This is a genomic window from Novosphingobium clariflavum, assembly GCF_026420865.1.
GTDB classification, from domain to species: domain Bacteria; phylum Pseudomonadota; class Alphaproteobacteria; order Sphingomonadales; family Sphingomonadaceae; genus Novosphingobium; species Novosphingobium clariflavum.
This window is the reverse complement of the sequence record NZ_JAPCWC010000006.1, coordinates 92,091-110,901: the sequence shown is the minus strand read 5'-3', so window position 1 is coordinate 110,901 and position 18,811 is coordinate 92,091. Positions and strand designations below refer to the sequence as shown.

Here is an 18,811-nt window from a genome sequence, read left to right as displayed (position 1 = left end):
GATAACAATAGGTTAAAGGGTCATCAAGACTTTTTTAACCAGTTCGCCTCGCTTCCCGCTCCTTGATTTCCGCCAGCAAATCCCGGAATGGGACGGGACGACAGACGTAGTATCCCTGGATGGTGTCGCAGTTCATGCCCTTGAGAATCTCGAGAGCGGCAAGGGTTTCCACGCCTTCGGCGACAACAGTGCGGTCCTGCGAGTGCGCCATCTCGACGATCGACTGCACCAGCAGGAGGTCCTCCTTGTTTGCCTCCATCGCCTGGACGAAGACCTTGTCGATCTTGACTTCCGTAGCAGGCAGGTAGCGCAGGTAGTCAATCGTCGCGTTACCGGTTCCGAAATCGTCAATCGAGAGCCGCAGCCCCGCCTGGACAAGCTTCTGCAACATCTGGAACGTCCGCGAACTGCGATCGAGACGATCGGTCTCCGTGATCTCCAGCGTGAGCTTCTCCGGCTCAAGCCCATGGACGGCAAGAATCTCGAGGATCATGCCCGGCAAGCCCGGATTACGCAGCAGCTGCGCCGAAATGTTGACCGACATCGAGAGTTCGAGGCCCTGACGGCGAAGCTCGACGGCGGCACGAACGGCATCGTTGACAACAAAGCGCGTGATACGCTCGATCCGGTGGAATTCCTCAGCGATGCGAATGAACTTGTCCGGGCTGATCGGCCCGCGTTCGGGATGCGTCCAGCGAACCAGTGCCTCGGCACCGGTCACGCGATTGGACGCGACATCCAGCTTGGGCTGATACGCGACCCATACCTCGCCATTGTCGATGGCGCGGTCGAGTTGGGTCAGCAACGAGATTTCCCAACGGGCCTCGTGCTTGTGGCTGTCGTACTTGTAGACGAGCTCATCGTTGCGAACCGCCTCCTCGGCCGACTGCATGGCACTGGCGACACGGCTCGACACCGGGCGGTCGAACTCGGAATCAATGCCGCAGTTGAACGACAGGTCAATGTCGAGCCCGCCGACCTGAATGCCGTTCTGAACGATGCGGTGGAGGCCTTCGAGATTCTCGAAAAGGTCGAAGGTGCTGCGGATGGTCGACAGCCAGAGGAACATTCCGCCTTCGTGATAGACCACCACCTGGCTGTCGCTGATGCGGATGCGCCGGACGATTTCGTGCGCGATCTGGGCCTCGACCTCGCCGGCGAAACTGCCGATGATCGCCGAATAGTTGCGGATCTTGAGCGCCACCAGGATGCGGCTCGAAACGGCGTCATACTTGCGCAGCACCTGCACGCTCGGCAGGCCGGAACCTGCATTGGTTTCGCCCGCGACTTCCACCTTGTCGAGATGGCGCATCCGGAAGACCGCCACTGCCGCCATCGCTATGGCGGGAACGATGTCGATCTGAATGCGCAGCCCGTCGAGCGCCAGCGGCGCGGCCACAAGAATGGCCACAAGTCCGGTGAAGCGATAGACATCCAGCGAACGCCCGCGGCCAACGCCGGTAATGATCACGACCAACACCAGCAGAAACGCAGGAAGCCATCCCAATTCCAGCGGGACACCGTGCTTCAGCGTCTCCGCCGCAATCGCATGGAAAAACGCCCCTGGCGTATAACCCTGCGTGGGCAGCGGATGAATGTCGTGATAGACGTCCGCGCTTGGCGCGATGATGACATCCTTGCCGCGCACGATCCGCGGATCGGCACGCCCCTTCATGACATCGACGTAGCTTACCGTGGGTATCGTCGTATGATCGATCGAATAGTCGGGGCGGAACACGCGATCGATCGAACCGGACACGCCGGCAATCCTGGCCGCCAATCCCGGGATCTTGCCGATCGGGCTGTCCGAAGCGAACGGAAGGCTCATGCTGAGATTGAACGGGTGGTTGAGCGCCAGCAGGGACACGACATCGACGTTCGCCCGGAAGGCCGCTGCCGGGACCATGCCGGCATAATTGCCATGGGCACCGTCGCTGCTGGGCAAGGCCCCCAGAAAGATCCTGCCCTGATTGGCCTTGAGGGTGTCGATAAAGGCGTTCGTGCCCTTATCCTCATTGATGTAGGCCAGCGTCCGATCGAAAAACACGCGCTTGGCACCGCTCGCAAAGAGGTTGCGCACGGTCGTCGCATCCTGTCCGCGGGTGATATCGTAAGTCCCCAGTTCCTGGAGTGTCCGCTCGTCCTGCAGGACGATCACGATCTGGCCATCGGATGGATGGCTGCGCAACATCGTGCGTCCGTTGACGGCGATGTCCTCCAACGGCAACCCGACTTCTGTGACGCCAAACAGCACGCCGGTGAACGCCGCCCAGAAAACGATCCTGAAGCGAGGACTTTTCCAGATCTTGGCTAAGCGCGCGAACAAGTCAGCCATCGGTGTTCTCACCCATGGCAGCATCGCGCACGGTTTCGCGAGGCGCGAGACATACGCGCTGTTGCGTCCGACATTGGCGACCTACTGTCTTCATGCACGTCCCGTGATGAGGCCTGGACACTCGACCTAAGCCGAAGATCCTAAGAATAGGTTAGGTTAATCTACGTTCACGATGATTGGTGACGATGCATGATAGCATCCACCACGCAACTGTCCGCAGAGTGTGCATCCCCAAGGCATTGCTTCGCAGGCGCATCATCCAGGCCGTAAACTCATAAACGGCACCATCGAGGCGCCCAAATGGCGAACAACTCGGGCCGAATCGGCCGCCGGGCGGGCTGGTTGCCCGTCCAAGGCCGCTTCGGTTCGAGATGTAAGCCATTTGGACGCCCCTTCGGGGTTTACCTTGCGGTAAGCTTCGCTTGCCCAAAATGGTCCATCGCTGCGTCAGGAAGCCTAGAAATATCGACATATTCCGTCGCCTTCCTTCCTCACGCTGAATCATTTTGCTTCAAACCTCGATGGTGCCGTTTATGAGTTTACGGCCTAGGCGATTCCCAAACCTGCCAGGGACTTATCCAGCATCAGAAGTTGCCACAGCAGTCTCGAATGGTCCGAAACTCCACCGATATGCGCTTCTGTAAGTTCAGAAATACGCCGAGAATCGAACCATCCTGTGCGGGTGAGTGTCGCACTGGTGGCAATATCGCGGGCCGCTCCCGCCAAAGGTCCGCGTAGCCATTGCGCGATCGGCGTTACGAACCCCTGTTTGGGACGATAAAGAATAGGATCGGGAAGCACGCGGCGCATCGTCCGCTTCATCAGCCACTTGCCCTGCCCCCCTTGTACGCGCATCGCTTCGGGCAGGCTCGCGGCAAATTCGATGAGGCGGTGGTCCAGCAACGGCTCGCGCGCTTCCAACCCGACTGCCATGCTCGTACGGTCGACCTTGGTCAGGATATCGCCGGGCAACCAGTGCTTGAGATCCGCATACTGCGCGCGGTCCAGCCCGGACCGCGCAGGTGCTTCTCGCATGAGTTGCGTCACCCCGTCCTCGGCACGATAGTCGCCCCGCAGACGATGAAACGTCTCGGAATAGAGCGTTTCGCGCAGTTCCGGCGGCGTGACACCGATGGCGCGCGCGTATCCGGTAGCGCTGTCAGCAGCGAGCGAGAGAAGCGTAGCCTTGGCCCGCAGTGGCCGCGGTGCCCAATCCGCCTTCGGCCAAGCCCGTCCGAGCGCGCCGAACACGGGACCGCGCAGGCCCTGTGGAAGCAGCGCCCGCACCCGATCCTCGCTGTGCTGGAACACGTGCCTGCGGTAACCGGCAAAAGCCTCGTCTGCCCCGTCTCCCGAGAGGGCAACGGTCACCGATTCGCGTGCAAGCTGGCAGACCCGCCAGGTCGGCAAGGCTGATGCGTCGGCGAAAGGTTCGTCGAACATCGCGGCAAGACGGTCGATCGCCGTGAAATCATCCGGCGAGACCCGCCGCGACACATGATCGGTGGCAAACCTGCGGGCCACGTCTTCGGCATAGGAACTCTCGTCCAGCGCCGCGACATCAAAACCGATCGAGCAGGTTCTCACCGGACGGGCGCTGACTTCCGCCATCAGCGCCACCACGCTGGAACTGTCCACCCCGCCCGAAAGGAACGCGCCCAGCGGTACATCGGCCACCATGCGCGACGTGACGGCCTCGCGCATCAGGTAGAGCAATTCGGCTTCCAGGTCGGCGACGCTGCCCTTGCGGCGCTCGGCAAACGAAACGTCCCACCACTGCACGGGCTTCGGCACCGGGGCACCATGGCGCAGCAACAGCGAGTGCCCGGCCGGCAACTTGGAGACGCCCTTGAGGATCGCGCGCGTGTCGGGCACGTGGCCCCAGGCAAGGTAGTCCTCGACCGCCAGCGGATCGACCTCGCGCCGCAGCAGCGGATGCGCCAGCAAGGACTTCAGTTCCGAACCGAAGACCAGGCTCCCATCGCTCAGCGATGCATAATGGAGCGGCTTCACACCCAGCCGGTCGCGCGCCAGGAACAGCGTGCGAGCGTCCAGATCATAAATGGCGAAGGCGAACATGCCGTGGAGGCGTGTGACGCACTCGGGGCCCCAGCGCTGCCACGCCGCGAGAATGACCTCGCTATCCCCTTCGGTACGGAAGCGCGCCCCATAGCCTGCCAATTCGCGGCGCAATTCCCGGAAATTGTAGATCTCGCCGTTGAATGTCAGCATCGCCCTGCCGTCGAGCGAGGCCATCGGCTGGGGAGATCCTTCAAGGTCGATGATCGACAGCCGGCGATGGCCAAGCGCCACGCCGGGTGCGGTCCATACCCCCTGCCCGTCCGGCCCGCGATGGGCTATCGCGTCACACAGGGCCTCGACCCGCGCCGGATCGACCGGCTTGGGCGTTTCGAGATGGTAGATACCGGCTATTCCGCACATAAGCGCTGTGCCTAGCGGAGCTTGGCAGTGCGGTCCATCCAGCGCCCCGGGGAACCCGTCGCGGCAAGGAACCGGCCAATCGCGTCCGCAGCACGAGGACCATGATGGCCTTCTTCTGCGGAAACGATGAGCATGGCAGTCGGACGCGCCCGCAGCAGGAGATGGTCGGCGATTACCGCCAGCTTAAGGCGCGAGTTGCTCCCGGTCGTCACCGGGCCGGTGCGATACCACGTCACCGCCAGTCGCTCGACCTCGCCATGTCCCAGCAGGCGCTCGCTGCGCGCATCCGCGAAGTCCGGCCCTTTGCCCTGCCAGGCCCAGGGACTGGATGGCATGAGCGCCCCCTCCCCGAAACCGCCAGCCTCCCGCCCCTCGCCCTGCCCGGCATAAAGCGCATAGAAGACGTCCACGGCATGCCCGCTCTCATCGGCATAGCGTCCCAACAGGCGGTGGCCCGCGCCGCCCGCACGCGGCTCCCACCAGATCGTCGGGGCATAATCGACCCGGTGCCATCCGGGAACTTCAGGCAGGTCTATGGCCGCAGGCAGTGGCGCCGCCAACCGCTCTGCCGTTACCGCCCACCACAGGACCGCACCGATCAGAGCAGCCAGACCAAGCAAAGCGCCTGTCGCGGCGATCGTCGCGGTCGCCATGCGGGACAGGAACGGACTTGCCGCGATGCGCGCGGCATCGATCATCGGCACGTCGAGCGGCCGATCGAAGAAACGCCAGCCTCCGGCGATCACCGCAGCAAGCACCAGCGCGAAGAATATCCAGCCATAGACGATATGGTCAAAACCCGCGGCTTTCTGGACGCCAACGAACTGCGCGGCATAGATCGTTCCCCATGCCCGCGCGCCGTTGGCAAGGATCGGCACGACAATACAGGCGGCCATGAACACCAGACGCCGGCGCCAGCGAACGAAGCACACATTCGCGGCCAGCGCCCCAAAAGCAAACATCGCGATCAGGAACTTAACGCCCGAGCAGGCCTCGGCCACTTCGAACAGGCCTGCCGGAGTATCGATGAAAACTCCGTCGATCTGGGCCGGAACGCCCGAAAAATGGGTCAGTGCAACGGTGATCTTGGCTGTCACCGTTTGCAGCACTTCGACAAGTTCCTCGCCGAAAGGAACGAGGAGCGCCATGTAACAGAGTGGAAACAGCAGCCCCGCCATCACTTGCGGCCCCAGCAGCAGGGGAACGACCGCCCCCAAGAGCGCTACCGCCCCCGCCTGCCGCGCCAGGTCGAGCCCCGAAATGCCGCCCAGCAGCCACACGAAGGCAGCTCCTGCCACGAAAAGCAGGCCCGGCCACCAGCACGAAGGCGTCAACAGCGCGAGTTCGCCGCGCCGCTGCCAGACCAGCCAGCCAATGATCGGCAGGATCAGCAGAACATGATTGTAGGTCGATATCTCCCACCACTGACGGGCCATCGCGGTCCAATCGGCGTGAAAGACCGCCAGCAGCGCCAGCCATGACGCGGCCAACCGCAGGAGCGCCTTGCGCCATGGGGCGGGTATTGCCTGCAGGAAGGAACGATTTTCGAGCGGCATCGACTCAGGCGGCATCGCTGATGCCCGGCTTGCTCAAGCCCAGTAGCGCGGGAAGCCCTGCAAGCGCGGCGGGCCAGCCGGCGTGGGCGTCGATCCACCCTCGCGCCGCAAGACCAATGCTGCGTGCCCGCGACGGCGCAGCGGCCAGCGCGCAGATCGCTTCCGCAAGGGCAGCATCGTCGGTTCCAACCAGAAATTCGCGGCCATCCTGCGCCGCGATACCCGTGGCGGCCCCCGGCGACAGCACTACCGGCAAGCCCATGCTCATCGCCTCGAGCACCTTGTTCTGCACGCCGCGCGCGATTTCGAGCGGCACCAGCGCCATGTCGGCGGCGGCCAGGAAAGGCCGCACGTCAGCGACACGCCCCCAGATGCGGATGCCGTCCCGTCCGTCATGCCGGGTCAGCGACGCCGGGGGATTGCGGCCGACCACATGAAAGCTCGCACCGGGAAAACGTTTCCGAACCAATGGCATGATCCGCCCGATCGCCCGCTCTGCGGCGGCGATATTGGGCGCGTAGTCCATCTGTCCGGTAAACACGAGGCGCGGTGCGGGCCAGCCCGCCATCTCCGGCTCCGGTATGACCACGGCGGGATCGTAGAACGCGCTGTCGATCCCGTTGCCCAGTGCAGCGACCGCGCATTGCAGATCATCGAGGCGCTGGCGGAACAGCGCCGCCTCGGCTTCGCTGACCAGTAGCGTGGTGTGGGAACGACGGGCGATCCGGCTTTCCTCGGCACGCAGCAGGCGGCCTTCACGCCGCTCCATCCAGGCCCGGAAACCCCGTCCCGCGGCGCCATAGGCCTCGAACTTGGCCGAATCGACATCGACCAGATCGGCGATCACCCGGCCGGAAAAATCATCGGGCACATATTGCCCCATCTGCCCGGAAAACAGATAGATAGCAGTGATCGGACGCTCGCGGAGGGTCTTTTCCACCCAGCGCGTCATGCGATGGTCGCGAAACGCGGTGACGCTGATCGGCAGCCCGCCGGCCAACGCCTCAAGCCCCGCGACCGGCAGGGATTTGCGGCGTTCGAGCAACAGGTGGCTGGTCGCCATGGCCGCCAGATCGCCTTCGCAGGCGCGGTCTTCGGGGTCATCCGCAAAGCAACCTAGATGCACCTGAGCCATGGCTGAAAGGCACCTAAGCACGTGATGGGAGCGAATCTTGTCGCCGCGATCGGGCGGAAACGGGATACGGTGAGCGAGGAACAGGATTTCCATCATCCGATCCCGCGGGCGATCAGCGGCCCTAACCGATTGGCCACCGCGAGCGGCAATTTTTGCCAGACCTTGATCTGCAACGAGAGCCCGGCACTGGTCGGATCGGCATCACGCGTCCTCGCCCCGGGGGCGGTCCAGGTGGCGTAGCTCAACGGCTCGGGTTCGAAGCCCCAGTTGCGCTTGAAATGATAGGCCCCGCTGCCGGTTTTCGAGCGGCCGAAATCGAAATGACTGCAGCCGCGCCCGCGGGCGTGGCGCATGAGTTCGAAATACATGCGGTCGTTGGCGCGCAGCCCCCGTGCGGCATGGGTGCCCCCGCCCCAGTAGGGCATTGCAGCGCCGCGATGATAGAGCGTGATGACGCTGGCCACCGGTTCGCCGCCATGGCGCACGGTGAGAATGTCGGCATCGTCTCCAAAACCGTCGATCACAGAATCAAGCAGCGCCCGCGGGAATACCGGAGTGCCGAGATTGCGATAGCTTTCAGCGAAGACAGCATAGTGCGCCGCCCGGTCCCGCTCGCCGCAGCCGGTCTCGACCTGCAGATCGCCCGCCAGGCCCTTGCGCACTTCCGCCCGCTGCTTGCGGGGAATGGCGAGCAATTCGGCCTCGTCATCCGCCGCCAGCGCGCGCGCGAAGTTGCAGTGGCTTTCGCGCTTGAGCGACCATCCGCCGCGGGCTTCGGGCAGCACGCCGCCGCGCAGTTCGATCGACGGGCACGAGAGGCGCAGCGCCAGTTCCTCCAGCGCCGCGAAGACGGCCCCCTCGTCGGCGTCCGGCGTGGTCAGCAGGCCGCCGCCCACGGCAAAGCCGCTGGAGGCGAGCAGGCGTCCGAAGACCGGCGAATGGATGGCATCGAGCGGCAGGAAAGCAACGATCTCGTCCCCGCGTTGCTGCACCAGAGCCAGCGCGCGATTGCCGGTGGCGCGGGCCACCGAGACGAACCAGCAGGGCCGGTGAAACGCAGACGCGCCATGGTGCCGGGCGAGAAAGCCCTCGATCCGCGCCAGTTCGCCGGGATCGTCCAGATCGAGCAGGCGCATGCTGCCTGGCAGCACGAAGGGCGCGTTCATGCGGCCAGCGCCGTCGCCCGCAGGGCTTCACGCGCGGCCAGTTCGTCCATCCGGCCCCAGCGGAATTCCCCCACCAGCCGCCGCAGCTTGTCGGCCATCACGCCGAGATTGGTATAGTGGCGCAGCCGCGAGCGCAGCGGCGCCTGGTCCACGCGCGGCTGGCCGGGATCAATTTCCCAGGGGTGAAAATAGAAGATCGCCGGGCGCCCCTCGCCGTTCACCTGCCGGATCGCCCAGCGCGAAAAACCGTAAGGCAGCACCCGGAAGAAACCGCCGCCGCCCGCCGCCAGTCGGCGCCCGGCGAACAGCGCCGTGGTCACCGGGATTTCGACGAAGTCGCGGCCGGGGAGCGGATGGAACGCAAAGCGCGGCGCCTCGCGCCAGCCGTAATGATCGTGGACGACCGGCGCGACGCTGGAGGAATAGCGGTAGCCCTGCTCGGCCAGCACATCGAAAGCCCAGGGCGTGCGCGCGTCGATGGAAAAGCTCGGCGCGCGGTAACCGGTGACCGCCGCGCCCGCCGCATCCTCGATGGTGCGCCGCGCGCGCGACAGGTCTTCCCCGAAGCGGCGCGCGTCCATGCGGAACACGCGCTCATGATCCCAGCCATGGCTGGCGATCTCGTGCCCGGCCTCGACGATGCGCCGCACGACCGCCGGATGGCGCTCGGCGATCCAGCCCAGCGTGAAGAACGTGCCGACGACGCCCGCCTCGGCAAAGAGCGCGAGAATCTCCTCGCAGTTACGCTCGACGCGGCAGGGCAGCGAAGGCCAGTCCGCGCGGTCGATCACGGTCTCGAAGGCACCGACCTGAAACCAGTCCTCGACATCGACCGTAAGCGCATTGACCGTAAGCGCATCGACCGTAAGCGCACTGACCGTGCGCGCCTCGACCGGCCGCGTGTCCGTCATGTCTCGCACTCCGTGTGCTCTGTTCTCGGGTGCCGTCAGGCGGCGGCGCGTTGCTCGCCGCCCTCGAACCATTCGATCAGCATCGTCAGCATGTGGCGCAGCGTGGCCTCCTGCTCCTCGATCCGCGCTTCAAGGCGGGCGATGTGCGCCCGGGCATCGACAAGCTGCTCCTGCAGCGCGCTGGCCAGCGCCCCGTCGTGCGCCGAAGCGCCGCTTTCGGATGCAACCCGGCGCGCATGTTCGGCAGACGCCGCGACTTCCAGCACCGCCTGCTGCAATTCGTCGATCTGGGCATCGCGGTGCGCCAGTGCCGCCTCGATCATTGCTGCCGCCGCCGCTGCCGCCGTCGCATCAGGGTCGGCGCCGGCGGGCGCCTGTGCCACCTGTTCGGCTACGGTAGCGACCGGCACCGGCTGAAGCGGTTGCGCCGCCCTGGCCTGGGGAGCGACCAGCGCGATCGCGCCGTCGTCATCCAGTTCGCCCAGCACTTCCTCCAGCATCGCCACCTCGATCCGCGAACGCTGTTCGACCGCGCCGAGCAGCAGCAGGCGGTTCAGCACCTGGTTGATCCGGCGCGGGATGCCGCCGGTGGCGGCATGGATGCGGGCGTGGACCGCCTCGTCGAAGCTCGGGCTGCCTTGCCATCCGGCGCAGGCAAGGCGATGCTCGATATAGCCGCGCACTTCCTCGGCGGTCATCGCGGTCAGGTGATGGGTCGCGATCACGCGTTGGCGCAGCTGTTCGAGCTGGTCGCTTTCAAGCAGCAACTGGCGGAACTCGGGCTGGCCCAGCAGCAGGGTCTGCAGCAGCGGATGCGCGCCAAGCTGGAAGTTGGACAGCATGCGCAGTTCCTCGATCGCGGCGACCGAGAGGTTCTGCGCCTCGTCGACGATCAGCAGGCAGCGCCGTCCGGCGCGCGCCTCGGCGTGGAGGAAACTCTCGATCGCGCCGAGCGCGGAGGCCTTGTCATGGCCTTCGACCGCCAGCCCGAAGGCCTGCGCGCCGACATGGACGATCTGCTCGCCGTCGAGCGCGCTGGTCACGACCAGCGCCGCCGTGAGGCGCGCGGGATCGATGGTCGCCATCAGGTGCGCGACCAGTGTCGACTTGCCCGCACCGACTTCGCCGGTGATGACCACGAAGCCCTCACCCTGCGCCAGACCGTAGCCCAGGTAGGACAGCGCCTTGCGGTGCGTCGCGCTCTCGAAATAGAACGCCGGATCGGGGGTGAGTTGGAAAGGCCTCGCCCTGAGCCCGTAGAAGTCTTCGAACATTTCGCTGTTCTCCCGCGAAATTCTTAAAAACTGTACCGCAGCCCGGCGAGGGCCGATGCGGTCCAGTAATCGTCGATCAAGGCGTCATCGCGGCTCGATCCGTCGATGCTCACGGCCAGAGTAGCGCGCAATCGCCGCGCAAGCATCCGATAATACGAGAGGCTGGCGCCATAGCCCATGCTGTCGCCGGTCAGCGGGTCGTTGCTGGACAGCAGGTTGGCATAGACACTCGTCGACCAGCCCGCCTCGCGGCCGAGGCGGCCGGACAGGTAGGCGCTCAGCCACCAGTTCTCGTCGACCACGCCGTTGGCGGCGGCGAGGATGGAATCCTCCCGGGCAATATAGCTGCGCCGATCGTAACCGAGGCCGATCCCGGCATCGAGACGGCCGATCCGCGTGGCATAGCTCGCCGCGAACCCGCGCGAGCGGAACACCGCCGAACGCACCGAGCCCAGCGCGCCGGAAAGGCAATTGCTGCCATCGATCGAGGACACGCAGCCGCGCAGGTCCCCCGTCACCGGATCGGTCACCACCGTGAAATCGTCCGGCAGCGAATCGAGCGTCCGGTTGAGCTGGCCGCCGAAGGCCGAAAGGTTGTTGTAGACCGCAAGGCTCAGGCTGCTGCGGTCGTTGGGCGCCCAGGCCAGCGTGCCGCCATAGGCCGTGCCGCCGTACCGTCGCCCGAAATGGGCCGAAAGCGACGTGCGCGGGCTCGGCCGCCACATCACCGCCGCATCCCACAGCAGGCCGCTGACGTCGTAGGCCAGTTCGCGCGGCGCGCTCTTGTCGGTCTTGTAACGGCCGTTGCTGCCGATCACCGGGTTGCCGGCGGCATCGCGCTGGACGTCGCGGCTGGACACCTCGACATCCTCGTACCCCAGCGCGCCGACCACCTGCACGGTGCGGCTGACCGGCACCGTGACCATGGCCCGCCCCTGCAGGTCGCGCACGCGCTGGTCGAGGTTGGAGACGTCTTCCTGATAGAAGCTGCCGCCGACGCCGAGCCCGACCGGGGCCACCACATGCGGCTTCACCCCCGCCTCGACATTCGCCATCTGCGACACGCTGTGGTCGAAGATGTCGGCGGCATCGCTGCCGGGTGCGACCACGTAGGCATTGGGCTGCTCCACCTGGGTATAGCCGAGCAGGTAGTTCGCCTTGAGATCGATGTCGCCCGCGCGCGTTTGGTACGAAGGGCCGCCGTAGAGCGAATAGATGTTGGTGCGCGAGGAGCCGGGCACGAGGCCGCCGGACAGGGCCGAACCGTCGTTCCCGACACGCGACTGGGTGGCGAGCGCCCCCGCCTCCAGCGTCAGGCCGGGCAGCAGCGTGGTATAGCCGCGCGCGACGCCGCTGATGATGTCCCCGTCCCGCGCCTTGCCCCAGCCGATCTGCTTCTGGTAGCGGACCGAGGCCGACAGCGCGTTGTTGCGCCCCGAAATGCTGGCATCGGCGCCGACCGAAAGCTGCGTCCAGGTCAGCACGTCATTGCCCGGCGAAAGCTCGGCGGTGACGACCTGGTCGACTTCGATGTAGGGCGTGACTTCCAGACGGCGCCCGCCCTTCTTGCCGTTCCCGCTGCGGCGCGATGCCTTGTCGGACACGGCATCGCCCTCGGCGCTTGCGCCACCGCCCGCCGCGGTCGCATCGTAACCGATCGTCTGCGCCGCGCCGCCCGAGGGCGCCAGCAGCGCCGCCCCCAGCACACCGGCCAGGCAGGAGAGAACATGGACAGGCTTCATCCGCTATACCCGTAGTAGGCACCGAAACGTCGTCCGCTCGGGCTGAACTGCGCGCCGTTCAGCAGCAGTTGCACGTTGGGACAGGCCGCCAGCAGCGACACCGCATCGTCGATGGCGCCCTGCCCGGTGCGGTCCGCCCGCACGATCACGACCGCCTGGCCGACATGCTTGGCCAGTTCGGCGGCGGGCGATGCGGCCAGCGCCGGCGGGGAATCGAAGATGACGATGCGGCGCGTGGTGCCCTCGGTCAGCCGGTTCAGCACTTCCGCCGCGCGCGAGGAGGACAGATATTCGCTGTCGTTGACGGTGGTATCGCCCGCGGGCAGCACCCAGAGACCGGGCACGTCGGTGCCCAGCACGCAGTCGGCGACGTCGATGCTCTCGTCCATCAGGGCGTCCATCAGGCCCGGGCCGCCCGGCAGCCCCAGCGCCGAGAGGATCGAGGGCTTGGCGAAGTCGGCATCGACCAGCAGCACCTCGCTTTCCTTCTCCGCCGCGATTGCCAGCGCAAGGTTGAGCGCGCAGTAGGTCTTGCCCTCGCCCGGATGCGGCGAGCCGATCAGGATGCGCTGGGCCGCGGGACCGGCGTTCTGGCGGCGCAGGTCGGCGGCCTGGACCAGCAACCGACGCTTGACGATACGGAACTCTTCGAGGAGCGCGCTTACCGCGCCTTCCGGCTCGATCAGCCCCTGCGCGCGCAAATGCTCGCGATCCACCGGGTGGCGGGGACCGGAAAAGACCACCGGAAGCAATCGGGCATCGGCAAGCGGACGAGCGAACGGCGCGGCCTCGGGCGGCGGCGCCATGAGCGGCTCTGCGGGTTCGGGAACTGGGGCGGGTTCGGGAATTGCGGCGGGTTCGGGAATATCCGAGGCAGGCAAGTCCGCCAGCGGCCTGGTTACCGGCGCAACGGCGGCGCTAGGCTCCGGGCGAGGCTCCGGGCCAGCGACCGGCGCCGCCACGGGAGGAACCACCGGCGGCGTCACGCGCGCGAAATCGAAGCGGCCTGCCGCCCGCTCGAGCAAGGACTCGCGGGGGCGCGGCTTGGGTTCGGTGTCGTCGGCCATGATGGGGGTGCTCCGGGCAACGCTGCTCTGGTCGGTCATCGTCACGTACCTTACGTCACCGTGCCGCGCTGGATGAACTCCACCGCGAGCAGGACAACAAAAAGACCGCAAAGCGCCGCGCCGGCACCGCAGAACAGCTTGATACCGCGCCAGCGCAAGGCGCGCGCGCTATCGGTCATGTGCTGCGAGATCGCGCCGAGCACCGGCAGTCCGGTCGCCTTTTCGAGGCCCGCGCTGGTGGCGAACACCGAACGCACCTTGCCGAGCGCAAAGGCCGCCACGCAGCCGCCACCGATACCGGCGATCAGCACGCCCAGCAGCAGCAGCGGGCGGTTGGGCGCCACCGGCTTGCGCGGGCTCGTCGGCGGATCGACGACCTGGAACTTCACCGCCTCGCGCCCGGTCTTCACTTCGCCGCGCAGGCGCAGTTCCTCGCGGTCCTGCAGGAGCTTGTCGTACTGGTCCTTGAGCACGTCGTAATCGCGGTTGATGCGCTGCGCCTCGGTGGCCAGTTCCGGGTCCTGGATCGCCGATGCCGTCAGCGAGGCGATGTCGGACTGGAGCCCGGCCTTGCGGGCGAGCAGCGCCTGCACCGAGGCCTGGCGCTCGGCCCGGATCGACTGGAGCGAGCTGTAGGCCGGGTTCGGCGTGCCGCTGCCGCTGGCCGCCTCTTGCGCCGCCGGTCCCCTGAGCGCGGCAATCTGGTTGCGCGCGGCGATGACGTCGGGGTGATTGTCGGTCAGCCCCCGCGCCCGCATCGAGGCGAGGTCCGTCTGGGCCCGCGCCAGCGCCGCTGCGGCACCGCCGCCGCCTGCCCCCGGGATCGTGCGCGGGATGCTGGAGAGCTGTCCGTCCATGGCCGCCAGCGCGCTCTGCGCGGCGATGAGATCGGCCTCGACGTCGCGCAGCTGGGTGCGCGAGGCATCGAGCCGCTGCACCACCGCCACGCCGCCTTGCGCCAGTTCGGGATGCTGCGCCTCGAAGGCGGTGCGGCGCTGTTCGGCGCTTTCCAGTTCCTTCTCGCGCTGGCGCAGCTGCTGGTTCACGAAACTGATCGTCTCGACCATGTCGCCCTTGTCGCCCGAGAGGTTTTCCTCGCGGAAGATGTCGATCATCTTCTGGGCGATCTCGCGCGAGAACTTGGCGTTTTCGGCGTCCGAGAACGAGCGATAGTCAGCCGTGGCGCTGATCTCGAAAAGATTGTCCTCCTGGCTGACGACCTTCACCTTGTTGCCCAGCTGGAGCACCGCCTGCTCCATCTGGCTGGGCGAGGCGATGGTGTTGCCGAGGCGGGTGCCGCGCACGACCTTTTCCAGATTGACCGCGCTGGTCAGGGTCTGGCGGATGCGCTCGATGTCGCGCTTCTTGTCGGCTACGCCGATGCCGACCTGCTCGGCCAGGGCATCGTCCAGCTGGATGAAGATCCGCGCCTGCGATTCGTAGGCGTTGGGGATCAGGGCCACCGCCAGCCAACCGGCGAGACAGATCGCCCAGGCAACGGCCAGCGCGATCCAGCGCCGGTGCCAGACGCTGTAGATCGCCCCCATCAGTTCTTCGTAAAGGCCGTTCATCTCCCCCGTGCCTTCCTTAGAACATGCTCTCGGGAATGATGATCACATCGCCCGGGCTCAACATCACGTTGGCCTTGCTGTCGCCCTTCTTGAGCAAGTCGCCGAGCCGCAGGGCATATTCCTTCTGGGTGCCGCTGGACTTGTCGAAACGGATCAGCTTGGCGCGGTTTCCGGCCGCGTATTCCGACAGCCCCCCCACCGCGATCATCGCGTCGAGCACGGTCATGTTGGCGCGATAGGGGATCGAGGCGGGCTTTTCCGTAGCGCCGACCACGCGGATCTGCTGGCTGAACGTGCCCGCGAAACCATCGACGATCACCGAGACGAGCGGATCCTGGATGTACTGCGAGAGCTGGAGGCGGATATCCTCGGCCAGCATCGCCGGCGTCTTGCCGACGGCGGGCATGTCGGTGATCAGCGGGGTGGTGATGCGCCCGTCGGGCCGCACCTGCACTTTCGCGCCGAGTTCGGGATTGCGCCAGACAAAGATCGTGAGCTGATCGAGCGGGCCGATCACGTATTCCTCGCCAGGGCCTTCCTGCATCGCCACGAACTGCGCGGGAGGCAATTCGGGATGCGAGGCCCCGCCCGCACACCCGGTGAGCACCGTGCTGGCCAGCGCGGCGCCTCCGAGAAGTCGGGCAAAACGGGGGTACGACATAGGTTCTTCCCTCCAGCACCAGCTCCCGACCGGACGCATCCCGATCGCGGATATGGCAGAATTCAGCCTCCGCTATCGGTTAAAAGGGTGAACATTGCGTTAGCCAAATTACCCCGCATCCGCGAAAGTCCCAAAATGAGACAGGTCATTCATTTGTGTTAACGCGCTTTCAAACCAGCATTTCCCGTGCCGGCCCCTGCCCCAGAAAGGTGGCCGGACTGGCGCTGGCTCCGTAAGCTCCCGCAAGGAACACCGCGATCAGGTCTCCCACGTCGGCGCGCGGGAAACCGCCTTTGTCCGCCAGCTTGTCGAGCGGGGTACAGAGGCAGCCGACGATCGAGGCCTCCTCCTCCACCGGGGCGCCAAAGCGCGTGGCGATGGCGGATGGATAGTTGCGCCGCACCACGGTGCCGAAGTTGCCGGAAGCCGCCAGTTGGTGATGCAGCCCGCCATCGGTGACGAGGAAAATCTCGCCATGGCTTTCCTTCCGGTCGATCACGCGGGCGATGTAGACGCCCGCCTCGCCCACCAGATAACGCCCCAGTTCGATGCAGAAATCGGTCTGGGCCAGGCTGTCGGGCAGGGATTCGAAACGCGCGCCCAGCCGTTCGCCCACCAGCGCAAGATCGAGCGGGACGTCGCCCGGAAAATAGGGAATTCCCAGCCCGCCGCCGAGATTGCAGTGCGGCAGAGCCACACCGCTTTCCTCCGCCAGCCGCGCGGCAAGGTCGAGTGCCTGCCCCTGGGTTTCGGCAATCGCGGCCCCGTCCAGCGCCTGCGACCCCGCAAAGATATGGAAGCCACGCCACTCGGCCCCGCTGGCGGCAACCTCGCGCACCAGTGCCGGCACCCGCGCGGCATCGATGCCGAAAGGCTTGGCGCCGCCGCCCATCTTCATGCCGGACCCCTTGAGGTCGAAATCGGGGTTCACGCGAATGGCCAGACGCGGCGTGCGGCCAAGCCTTTCGCCGATGGCGAAAGCCCGCCGCGCTTCGGCTTCGGATTCCAGATTGAGCGTCACCCCGGCGGCGATGGCCGCTTCCAGTTCGCGGTCGCGCTTGCCCGGCCCGGCAAAGCTGACTTTGGCGAGGTCGATGCCCGCGCCGCGCAGGATCTCCAGTTCGCCGCCCGAGGCGATATCGAAGCCGTCGACCAGCCCGTTCATCAGCGAAAGCAGCGGCGTGAAGGGATTGGCCTTCACCGCATAGTGCAGCGCCAGTCGCGCGGGCATGGCCGCACGCAACTGCGCCGCCCGCTGGCGGATCAGATCGGCGCTGTAGAGAAACAAGGGCGTATCGCCAGCCTGCTCCGCCCAATCGGTCACCGGCCTGCCGCCTACCGAAAGGACGCCGCCAATCGCATCGTAGCCTGCCGGGATCGGCCCCAGCGGCTTCACGAAGCCGCTCCCGCCAATTCGGCCGCCAGATCGGCTGCCAGCCCGGTGCGGTCGATTTTGCCATTGGGGCCGATCGGCATCGCCTCGCGCCAGTGGACGACCTTGGGCACCATGAAATTCGGCAAATCTTCCTTGAGCTTGCGCAGCAAATCTTGTTCCGTTCCTGAACTTTCCGAAGCCCCGCGCACGACGAGGTGGACCGCCTGGCCGAGCCGCGGGTCAGGCAGGCCGAGCGCCACCGCCTCGACCACCAGCCCGGTGGCCAGTGCCGCTTCCTCGACTTCCTGCGGGCTGATGCGATTGCCCGCCGACTTGATCATGGCGTCACGGCGCCCGACGAAATAGAGCAGGCCATCGGCGTCTCGGCGCACCCGGTCACCCGACCACACCGCCATGCCGCCATAGCGCGATGCCGCCGGCGCGGGCTTGTAGCGCTCTGCCGTGCGCACCGGGTCCTGCCAGTAGCCCTTGGCCACCAGCGGCCCGGAGTGCACCAGCTCGCCTTCTTCCCCATCCTCGGAAACATCGCCCAAGTCATTGATGACAAGGACTTCCGCATGGGGAATTTCCTTGCCCATCGACGTCGGATGACTGTCGATCAGGGCGGGATCGAGATAAGTCGAGCGGAACGCCTCGGTCAGGCCGTACATCGCGAAAAGGCGCGCGTCCGGGAACAGGCTGCGCATGCGGCGGACGAGGTCCACCGTCAGCGCACCGCCGGTATTGGTGAGGCGCCGCAGCTTCGCGGCAGTCCCGGCAGGCCAGCCGACCTCGGTGATCTGCACCCAGAGCGGCGGCACCGCGCCGAGCGTGGTGATGTCATGGCGCTCCACCGCCTTCACGACGTCGCGCGGCATCAGGTAGTCAAGCGGCACCACGCAGCCCCCGGCATGCCAGGTCGAGAGCAACTGGTTCTGTCCATAATCGAAAGACAGCGGCATCACCGCCAGCGTCCGATCGTCCGCCGCCAGCCCCAGGTAGTCATGGACCGCATCGGCACCCAGCCAGAGGTTCGCATGGCTGAGCATCACGCCCTTGGGCCGCCCGGTGGAACCGCTGGTGTAGAGGATCGCGACAAGGTCATCGGGATCGGCCGCAGACGGCGGCAGGTCACCGCCCAGCGCCTGGGCGGCGGCGAGTGCGGCACCTTCCTCGAAACGCTGGCAACTATCGGGCACATCCCCTTCATCCAGCGTCGCCAGCCGGGCAGGCGTGCCGATCAGCATCACCGCGCCGCTATCGGCAAGGATATACGCGACTTGCGCATGCTTGAGCAGCGGATTGATCGGAACATGGATCAATCCCGCCCGCGCGGCCGCCAGCGGCATCAGGCAGGTCAGTTCCCCCTTGGCCGCCCAGGTCGCGACACGCGCGCCTTTTTCGGGAATTTCCTGCGCCAGCCATGCGGCAAGACGAGAGACACGCGATCTTAAGGCCTTGTAGTCCAGCGTCTCGCCGCGCAACACAAGCGCCGGGGCATCATCGGCCCCGCGCAGCGCCAGATGGTCGAGCGGCAGGATCGGGTTTTCGGCAATGCCGCTCATGTCGAGGGAAG

13 protein-coding genes are annotated in these 18,811 nt (G+C 66.1%); all 13 read right to left on the bottom strand.

Annotated features, from left to right (window positions below; all coding sequences use genetic code 11):
• Positions 1 to 34: 34 nt before the first annotated feature.
• Positions 35 to 2,335 (bottom strand): EAL domain-containing protein, encoded by a 2,301-nt coding sequence (locus tag OKA11_RS10225; RefSeq protein ID WP_267220093.1) that lies wholly within the window; start codon positions 2,333 to 2,335, stop codon positions 35 to 37.
• Positions 2,336 to 2,881: 546 nt separating this feature from the next.
• Positions 2,882 to 4,777, bottom strand: coding sequence for an XrtA/PEP-CTERM system amidotransferase (locus OKA11_RS10220; RefSeq protein WP_267220092.1), 1,896 nt, complete (start codon positions 4,775 to 4,777; stop codon positions 2,882 to 2,884).
• A gap of 11 nt (positions 4,778 to 4,788) precedes the next feature.
• Positions 4,789 to 6,348: an exosortase A gene (gene xrtA / locus OKA11_RS10215; protein ID WP_267220091.1), complete on the bottom strand. Its 1,560-nt coding sequence runs from the start codon at positions 6,346 to 6,348 to the stop codon at positions 4,789 to 4,791.
• Positions 6,338 to 7,561, bottom strand: a complete 1,224-nt coding sequence (locus OKA11_RS10210; protein WP_323748313.1) for a TIGR03087 family PEP-CTERM/XrtA system glycosyltransferase — start codon at positions 7,559 to 7,561, stop codon at positions 6,338 to 6,340. Before OKA11_RS10210 ends, xrtA begins: the two co-directional genes overlap by 11 nt.
• Entirely contained in the window at positions 7,561 to 8,634 is a 1,074-nt protein-coding gene (locus OKA11_RS10205) for a FemAB family XrtA/PEP-CTERM system-associated protein (RefSeq protein WP_267220089.1), read from the bottom strand. The genes OKA11_RS10210 and OKA11_RS10205 overlap by 1 nt, the downstream gene beginning before the upstream one ends.
• Entirely contained in the window at positions 8,631 to 9,545 is a 915-nt protein-coding gene (locus OKA11_RS10200; protein WP_267220088.1) for an XrtA system polysaccharide deacetylase, read from the bottom strand. The genes OKA11_RS10205 and OKA11_RS10200 overlap by 4 nt, the downstream gene beginning before the upstream one ends.
• Positions 9,546 to 9,580: 35 nt before the next feature.
• The gene (locus tag OKA11_RS10195) at positions 9,581 to 10,819 is read right to left on the bottom strand and encodes an XrtA/PEP-CTERM system-associated ATPase (protein WP_267220087.1); all 1,239 of its coding nucleotides are present in this window, start codon (positions 10,817 to 10,819) and stop codon (positions 9,581 to 9,583) included.
• Positions 10,820 to 10,842: 23 nt separating this feature from the next.
• Positions 10,843 to 12,561, bottom strand: a complete 1,719-nt coding sequence (locus OKA11_RS10190) for a preprotein translocase subunit YajC (protein ID WP_267220086.1) — start codon at positions 12,559 to 12,561, stop codon at positions 10,843 to 10,845.
• Positions 12,558 to 13,667 carry a P-loop NTPase family protein gene (locus OKA11_RS10185; RefSeq protein WP_267220085.1) on the bottom strand — a complete coding sequence of 370 codons (1,110 nt, stop codon included), beginning with the start codon at positions 13,665 to 13,667 and terminating at the stop codon, positions 12,558 to 12,560. Before OKA11_RS10185 ends, OKA11_RS10190 begins: the two co-directional genes overlap by 4 nt.
• Positions 13,668 to 13,678: 11 nt before the next feature.
• The gene (locus OKA11_RS10180) at positions 13,679 to 15,199 is read right to left on the bottom strand and encodes an XrtA system polysaccharide chain length determinant (RefSeq protein WP_267220084.1); all 1,521 of its coding nucleotides are present in this window, start codon (positions 15,197 to 15,199) and stop codon (positions 13,679 to 13,681) included.
• A gap of 16 nt (positions 15,200 to 15,215) precedes the next feature.
• On the bottom strand, positions 15,216 to 15,860 hold the full coding sequence (locus OKA11_RS10175) for an XrtA/PEP-CTERM system exopolysaccharide export protein (protein WP_267220083.1): 645 nt from the start codon (positions 15,858 to 15,860) through the stop codon (positions 15,216 to 15,218).
• A 169-nt stretch (positions 15,861 to 16,029) separates the two neighbouring features.
• Complete coding sequence (locus tag OKA11_RS10170; protein WP_267220082.1) at positions 16,030 to 17,256, bottom strand: pyridoxal-dependent decarboxylase, exosortase A system-associated; 1,227 nt, start codon at positions 17,254 to 17,256, stop codon at positions 16,030 to 16,032.
• Entirely contained in the window at positions 17,253 to 18,800 is a 1,548-nt protein-coding gene (locus tag OKA11_RS10165; protein ID WP_267220081.1) for an acyl-CoA ligase (AMP-forming), exosortase A system-associated, read from the bottom strand. Before OKA11_RS10165 ends, OKA11_RS10170 begins: the two co-directional genes overlap by 4 nt.
• Positions 18,801 to 18,811: the final 11 nt, after the last annotated feature.